The sequence below is a fragment of the Dietzia sp. DQ11-71 genome, from assembly GCF_014144995.1.
GTDB lineage: Bacteria > Actinomycetota > Actinomycetes > Mycobacteriales > Mycobacteriaceae > Dietzia > Dietzia kunjamensis.
Window position 1 is genome coordinate 1 of the sequence record NZ_JAALDT010000335.1, and the last position, 1,983, is coordinate 1,983.

The following is a 1,983-nucleotide window of genomic DNA, read 5'->3' on the forward strand; positions in this document are numbered from 1 at the left end:
CGCGGGCAGGCGCTCGGCCAGCACCCGCGCGCAGGCCAGGGTCGCGGTCGCCGGGTCCGCCATCGACCGGGGCGCGCCGAACACGACGAGCGCGGCATCGCCGAGGAAACTGTCGACGATGCCGTCGTACTCCTCCACGGTCTCCACGACCACAGAGAAGAACCGGTTGAGCACGTCCACCACCTCGCCGGCCTCGGACCGCACGGCCATCTCGGTCGAGCCGATGAGGTCGACGAACACCACGCCCACGCGCGAGTCGCGCCCGCCCAGCTCGGGATCGTCGAGCTCCGCGGCCTCGGCAACCTCGCGCCCGACGTGTCGACCGAACAGGTCGCGCAGCCGTTCGCGCTCCTGCAGCCCCGAGGCCATCTCGTTGAACCCGCGCTGCAGCTCACCGAGCTCCGTGGCGTCGTAGACCACCACGCGCCGAGAGAGCGTGCCGTCGCTGATGTCCTGCATCGCCCACCGGACGCTGCGCAGCGGGGCGATCATCGACCCCGTCGCGAGGGAGATGAGGAGGAACCCGGCCAGGAGGGACGTGGCACCCAGGACGATGACGACGACGGCGAGGCGTTCCAGCGACAGGGCACGGCCCGCGAGTGTGTAGATCGCGACGATGATCAGGCCCGTGACGGGCACCCCGCTACCCAGGGCCCACGCCACCCGGAGCCGCGTCATGGCGCCGAGGAACCGGGCCCGCGGGGCGCGGCCCGTGGACAGTGCGACCGCCGCCACGGGCCGCAGGCCGAAGTCGGCGAGCAGGAACGCGGCGCCGCACACGACCATGCCGGCGAAGGAGATGGTGAACCCGACCACCGGGATCGACGTGGGGTCGACCAAGCCGTACGCGGGGGTGACGACCGCGACGCCGAGCAGCCACAGGAAGGCCTGGATGAGGGTGATGCGGGCGGGCAGGCGCAGGGTCCGGGCGCGGTCACGGTCGGTGGGCTCGCGGCCGTCGAGGAACCACCGGACGCGGCGGTAGACCGCACCGGTGACCCAGATCGTGCCCACGATGACCGCCATCGTCACGTAGACGGGCACCACGATCACGGAAGGGACGAGGAACTCCCGCGACAGCACCGCCGGGCCCGGCAGCACGAAGAAGACCAGCACCACGGCCACCGCGACGCCCACCAGGTTGGAGGCGAGCAGGGTCAGGACCAGCAGGATCCGGACGCGCAGCGCGCGAAGGCGGGCGGACTCCTCCTCCCGGCCGAGAAGCACCGACCCCAGTTCCGGTCGACGCAGCAGGGACAGGTCTATTCGCACGCCTCGTATCGTGCCACCACGGGGAGGCGATCGTGATGCCCTCGTCACACCCGGGCCGCGGGGCTGGGGTGTGGGGCCCGCTACGCGTAGGGTGGTCCTCGGACGGCCCGCACCACTCTTGCCTCGGGCCGTGCGGTTGTCGACCTCCCCGTGGTCGCGCACCGGGCGCATCGCTCACCGAAGTGGATGCGACTCCCCGCGAGCGCGCCGGGCAAGACGCCATTCTCTATGTACGGAGCCTTCTCCCTTGTCACGTTCTTTCGCCGATCTCGGCGTTCCTTCCCCCCTGCTCGACGTTCTCGGCAGCGCGGGGATCACCACCCCCACCCCCATCCAGTCGGCCACACTGCCGGACGCCCTGACCGGCCGTGACGTGCTGGGCCGCGGCCGCACCGGCTCCGGCAAGACCTACGCGTTCTGCATCCCGCTGGTCGCCCGCCTCGCCGCGTCCGGCGGCCGCCGCGCCCGCAACTCCCCGCGTGGGCTGATCCTGGCGCCGACCCGTGAGCTCGCCCGGCAGATCAACGAGACCCTCGAGCCGCTGGCGACCTCCATGGGCCTGAAGACCACCGTCATCTTCGGCGGCGTCTCCCAGGGCCGTCAGGTCGAGGCGCTCAATCGTGGCGTCGACATCGTCGTGGCCTGCCCGGGTCGTCTCGAGGACCTCATGGGACAGAAGCACTGCCGCATGGACTCGATCGAGATCAGCGT

Annotated in this window: 2 protein-coding genes; one reads left to right on the forward strand and one right to left on the reverse strand. The window is 71.5% G+C overall.

All coding sequences use genetic code 11. The features are described from left to right. The coding region (locus tag G6023_RS12025; RefSeq protein WP_347570768.1) for an adenylate/guanylate cyclase domain-containing protein at positions 1-1,272 on the reverse strand (1,272 nt) is incomplete at its 3' end. A 247-nt stretch (positions 1,273-1,519) separates the two neighbouring features. On the opposite strand from G6023_RS12025, the gene G6023_RS12030 reads away from it, so the two are divergent. Beyond that, on the forward strand, positions 1,520-1,983 hold a 464-nt coding region (locus G6023_RS12030), incomplete at its 3' end, for a DEAD/DEAH box helicase (RefSeq protein ID WP_182635672.1).